Genomic DNA, 5,528 nt, shown 5'->3' on the forward strand with positions numbered 1-5,528 from the left:
GAGGGTTCCCTGGGACTGCTTTCCACCGATGAGACCCTTTACCAGGATGTAAAGAAGATGGTTCGTTCCCTGGAAGATATCATCGTCGATATCCGCCACAATCCAAAAAAATACCTCAACGTCGAAGTCGAGGTATTTTAAAACAGAAGACTTTTCAAGATTTATCAGCAATCGGGCGCGCCGTCATCATCGGGATCGCAGGGCGACGCTCCGCCTGAGAAGGCGTAATTGATGACATACACCGCGTCGGAGACATCCACCGCTGTATCGCAATTGGTATCCGCAGATATCAACGGGTCCGGTGCCGGTCCACCCCCGAAAGCATAATTGATCACAAACACCGCATCGGAAACATTAATCAGCATATCGTCATTGGCATCGCCACAAACATAGCCGGGGCTGTTGACCGTAAAGCCGTAACTGATATCCGGCGAGGGGGCCGGATCTCTTACGTTTTCCCCTCCGCTGATCTCGGCCGAAACGTAGTACGAGACTTCCGTAAATCCGGGAAACGGGGCAAGTTTTATACCATATATATCGTCACCGGATAGTTCATCCCCATGAAGCCCGTCATCATACATAGTCACTGGAGCAAATCCACTTCCGGGATTGACCATCAGTGTCACCGCAGTTATTGTACTGTCGGATTCGACCTTCGCAGTAATAATCACAGAGTCGACCGGGTCCGGGTTTTCGGGAACGTGGGTAACACCGCTGATATCGATCGCGTAGAGTTCCAGCCGTCCGCCCGGGCTCAGGTCACGTCCCGCGAAAGCGGGATAATCAGGCGCGTAGCGATAGACCTTGAAGATACCATTACCCTGCGGTGGCAGGCTGTCCCCCTGGTGCATCGGGCCGGTTCTGTGGACAGGATTGATGAATTTCCAGACGATTTCCTCCTGGGGAGTAATCTCAGTCAGGATACCGTTGATTCCGGCGCAGATCAGCGTGTTGCCATTGGAAAGACGCTGGGCCGATGATGTTCGCGGAGAGTACATGCTCTCGGGCGGATCGGCGACATATACCCAGGTCTGCTGGCCGGGTTCGAAAGCCTCTCCGGCGACCGGTTCAGCGTAACTGCCGTCGACATCTACCGGAGGCGTAATCGTTTCCACAGTCGAGTAATTTCCGTCGGGGCGGGTTTTTCCGTTCGAGAACAACAGGATATCCCCGGCCCCGTCCAGGCCGTCGGCGATCCAGTGAGCGGCATGCTGATCATAGAATTCCTGATCGTCGTCATCTCCGGCACGATAGACCTGCGGATTCCCCCAGCGGTAGAGGATATCCCCGCCTTTACCGCTGTTGCCTCCAGAATGGCCGGAGGCTTGGGCGGTGGTGGTGCTGTGGTCTATCACCCAGATCTCGCTGATCGTTCGAAAACTGATCACGATCTGGTCGTATTCAGCGTTGTAGGCGATATGATTGGCATGCAACCAGTCGACTTCCCGGCCCTCACGGGTATTGAAATCTATCAGTTCCGGATGATTCTCTACTGAGCCGTAATTAGCTTTGCCGGAGTCGAAATCCTGGATCAGGTGATCGCGGACATACCATTCCCAGACTACCTCGCCACTGTCGAGACCGATCGGCTTGACCTCGATGATTTTTTCCAGGGTGACTTTATCATCTCCCATAAATTGCGGATCTCGACCCTGGGCGATGGCCTCCAGGCTGTCCATGTCGTCATGGGCTAAAATCAGGATATTGCCGTTGGGAAGCTGTTCGATATCGTGATGCTGATCTGCATAGGAATAACTCCAGACCGTATTGCCATCCCAGCTCTGGATCTCAACTCCACCGCCCTGATCGCCCGCTGAAAGAAATGAGACCGCGCGCACGAGCTGGCCGGATTCATTGAGATAGGCGGCCAAACCTGTGGTATGGGAACTCTCCCAGGTATGTACCACCCGGCCGTATATGTCGATTAAATAGATCGTATTCGAAGGTGGCGGAGCGATCAGAGTGTAACCCTCCAGGGAACGGTTGTCGTACTCCAGCAGACCTATTGTAATATCGTCTGCAGATGCAAAAGAAAAAGTCAGGAGAAGCACGACTGCGACTAAAAATAACGCTCTTGTCAGGTGGTTTGATAAGTAATGCATGGCAGTATCCTCTTGCAGGACAACAGAGAAGCATATGTCTGCTGCCAGGGTTAAATTAGATTTGTAATTTCGGCTCACCTAGCGAGACAGTAAGTAAAAAAAACCGGTAAGTATTAGCGGGCGAAATATAACCACTTAAAGCATTAAGTCAAGTTCAATAGTTTAACAGATTAAAATATAATGACCTAAATGTAAAAATGAAGTTCGAGAATTATTGCCGGAAAAGATTCAAGCCGTTGGTCAAACCGCGAGGATTTATACAGGTGGAAAGCAAACTAAGGTGACATATTGTATTTGTATTATTATCCGCACTGTATAAAAGTGTTACATTTTTATCGAATTCTGCCGATAAATTCTTTGACATCTCCTGAAATTTGGTTTTATTCAGGGGACAATGATTAACGGTCGCTGTTTTAAGGGCAAGCGATTAAGCTACGGGTACTTGCTAAGGAGGTTCATACTGCAACTTTTCTTTTTTTAATTCACTTTATCACCTATGAATCTCTGTTTGAAAGAATATTTTGCTTGATGGATAGAACTGCTACACCGCGCTACCTCAGAGAAATATGATTCAACAGAAAAATTTACATGAGGAAAAAATGGACGTAAGCAAACTTTACGTGGGAAATCTTAATTATTCAGTTACCAGCGAACAGCTCAAAGAACTGTTCTCCAATCATGGCGATGTCAAGGATGTTCGAGTTATCGACGGCAAGGGTTTCGGATTTGTCGAGATGAGCAGTGTGGACGAAGCCGAAACTGCCAAGGATGCCTTAAATGGTTCCGAATTCGAGGGTCGTACATTGAGAATCGACGAGGCTCGTCCGCGCCGTGAAAACAACAATCGCAGGGGTGGCGGCGGCGGTTACAACCGCTATTAATTGACTATTCCAAAGATTATATTCACATAATATAATTTTGTTTACAGGGAAGGCTTTTCGAGCCTTCCCTGTTTTATGCAGGTCAGATCTTGCAGGTATAGCTCAGCCCGACAAACAATCCGGCGCGCCATCGATAGAGCAGGGTGTGTTTCCACCGGCAGACGAGTAGATGGCAGGTTGACGACATCGGCTACATCCACAGACGAATCACAGTTGGCATCCCCGCAAAGCAATTGAAAAATAACTCATCCCTCCTCGAATAGCAAAAATTAGTAACATGGTCTATGTTACAAAAATATGGTATCTGATCAAAATTGTAAGGAAATACTTGAGCTTCGATTGAACCCATGTTAAATTGCATTGTTTATATTTATGGAAAACGTATAAATTAAGACAGGGAAACTTGAATCGTGCGAAAATGTTTCTCTGACGTTTGTATAATATTAATAAATTATGTGTTATTATCGTAATTTCTTTGTATATTATGATCCGTCCTAAAGCGAAGCAACCTAATTTGAGATGACTTCGTGGAAATCGGACAGTACAGGTAGTCTTTACTTTTTCAAAACGGGAAGTCACAATGCGAAACAATAGAATCAGCACGGTCATCAAGGCGACCGGGAGCTATATACCCTCACAGGAAATCCCCAACGCGACATTTCTGGACTGGAATTTTTATGACAGGGATGGCACCCTGTTTGATAAATCAAACGAGGAAATAGTCACCAAGCTGGAAGAGATCACAGGTATTATCGAGAGGCGTCATGTCCCCGACGATATGGTCACCTCAGATATCGCCTATCTCTCGGCTCAGGATGCTCTGCAATCTTCGGGCATTGACAAAGAAAGTCTCGACTACCTTATCGTGGCACATAATTTTGGTGATGTGCGTTCGGACAACCGTCGTTCCGATTTCGTACCCAGTCTGGCTTCGCGGGTTAAATGCAAACTCGAGATCGAAAACCCGAAAACGGTAGCGTACGATCTCCCGTTTGGGTGTCCCGGATGGCTCCAGGCGGTGATCCAGGCCGATTATTTCATCAAGTCAGGTGACGCCAAACGCGCCCTGATAATCGGTGCCGAGACTCTTTCACGGGTCTCCGATCCCCATGACCGCGACAGCATGATCTACGCCGACGGCGCCGGGGCCGCAATTCTTGAGGGAGTCGCGGGAGATACCGATGTCGGTATCCTCTCCCATTCAGTCAGATCCGATACTATAAAACATGCCTATATGCTCCGCATGGACAAATCCTACAACTCCCAGAACGGCAACAGTGATCTGTATCTCAAGATGGACGGCCATAAGCTGTACCAGTACGCAATCAAAACGGTTCCCGAAGTGGTCAAAGAGAGCCTCGACAAGGTAGACATGAAAGTAACCGACATCTCCAAGATCCTGATTCACCAGGCCAACGCCAAGATGGATGAGGCTATCCTCAAGCGTATATATAAAAGATACGGCAACAGCAACGCCCCGATGTATATCATGCCGATGATCATCTCGCGTCTTGGCAACAGTTCGGTGGCAACACTGCCCACCCTCCTTGATATGATGACCAAGGGCAAACTGGCCGACCACGAAGTTCACAGTGGCGATAATATCGTGTTTGCCTCGGTCGGGGCCGGGATGAACATCAACGCTATGGTATACCGCACCCCGTAAGATACTAATTTTATTGCGCAGGCATCTTTATATATAATATATATACTCTTGTACACAAGACAACCTCCCTTAATACAAACAAATTTTTTTGTTAATACTGATTGCGCCCGGGTGACCGATTTCCTAAATTGAGGTGTCGAATGAGTTCAATGCCGGGGGGCAGGAATCGTAATCCCAACCATAATACTAAGTTATGGCTTCTAAACAAGGACGACAGGAGGTGTCTATGGCTGAAGAACCAGTTGGATGCGCTCGGCCGACCGGTACGGTTATCGGTGAGGCGGCATCGAAAGAGAAACCACAAGAGGAAACAAACAGTCAAGGAGAGAAGAATATGGTCACAGCAAAAGTGGGGAGCAAAGCTCCCGATTTTGAAGCTCCGGCCTACCACAAGGGCAAATTCATCAATGTAAAACTGTCCGATTACCTGGGCAAATGGGTGCTGATCTGTTTTTATCCCGGTGATTTCACATTCGTCTGACCGACGGAATTGTCGGCGGTCGCCGGCAAGCTGGATGAATTCAAAAAGCTGGGTGTGGAAATTTTGTCGATCTCTACCGACAGCACATTTACTCATAAGATCTGGGATGAGACCGAACTCTCCAAGATGACTAAAGATGGTATCCCCTGGCCGATGGTGGCCGACGGATCCGGGAACCTGGGCAAAGTCTACGGTGTCTACGATGAAGCCAACGGGGTGGATATCCGCGGGCGGTTTCTGATCGATCCGGACGGTGTAATTCAGGCCATGGAGGTACTGACGCCTCCTGTGGGTCGCAAGGTGGATGAATCCATTCGACAGGTTCAAGCTTTCCAGCATGTCCGCAAGACCAAGGGCGCTGAGGCCTGTCCGGCCGGATGGGAACCCGGCAAGCAGAC

Annotated in this window: 5 protein-coding genes; 4 read left to right on the forward strand and 1 reads right to left on the reverse strand. The window is 48.7% G+C overall.

Annotated elements, in window-relative coordinates:
* Window positions 1-164: 164 nt before the first annotated feature.
* Window positions 165-2,102, reverse strand: coding sequence for a hypothetical protein (locus tag GF404_10610; GenBank protein MBD3382632.1), 1,938 nt, complete (start codon window positions 2,100-2,102; stop codon window positions 165-167).
* Between the two features lie 599 nt (window positions 2,103-2,701).
* On the opposite strand from GF404_10610, the gene GF404_10615 reads away from it, so the two are divergent.
* The 4 genes from GF404_10615 to GF404_10630 all read left to right on the forward strand — a co-directional run.
* On the forward strand, window positions 2,702-2,983 hold the full coding sequence (locus GF404_10615; protein ID MBD3382633.1) for an RNA-binding protein: 282 nt from the start codon (window positions 2,702-2,704) through the stop codon (window positions 2,981-2,983).
* Between the two features lie 580 nt (window positions 2,984-3,563).
* On the forward strand, window positions 3,564-4,649 hold the full coding sequence (locus tag GF404_10620; protein ID MBD3382634.1) for a ketoacyl-ACP synthase III: 1,086 nt from the start codon (window positions 3,564-3,566) through the stop codon (window positions 4,647-4,649).
* 226 nt (window positions 4,650-4,875) lie between these two features.
* Window positions 4,876-5,130, forward strand: a complete 255-nt coding sequence (locus tag GF404_10625; protein MBD3382635.1) for a redoxin domain-containing protein — start codon at window positions 4,876-4,878, stop codon at window positions 5,128-5,130.
* 9 nt (window positions 5,131-5,139) lie between these two features.
* Window positions 5,140-5,528, forward strand: a 389-nt coding sequence (locus tag GF404_10630; protein ID MBD3382636.1) for a redoxin domain-containing protein, incomplete at its 3' end; no start/stop codon positions are given.

The organism is Candidatus Zixiibacteriota bacterium (assembly GCA_014728145.1).
In the GTDB taxonomy this organism is placed as follows: Bacteria; Zixibacteria; MSB-5A5; order JAABVY01; family JAABVY01; genus WJMC01.

Excerpts from the sequence above, each read along its gene's own strand:
- GF404_10610 (MBD3382632.1), bottom strand. The coding sequence starts at position 2,102 with ATGCATTACTTATCAAACCACCTGACAAGAGCGTTATTTTTAGTCGCA.
- GF404_10615 (MBD3382633.1), top strand. The coding sequence starts at position 2,702 with ATGGACGTAAGCAAACTTTACGTGGGAAATCTTAATTATTCAGTTACC.
- GF404_10620 (MBD3382634.1), top strand. The coding sequence starts at position 3,564 with ATGCGAAACAATAGAATCAGCACGGTCATCAAGGCGACCGGGAGCTAT.
- GF404_10625 (MBD3382635.1), top strand. The coding sequence starts at position 4,876 with ATGGCTGAAGAACCAGTTGGATGCGCTCGGCCGACCGGTACGGTTATC.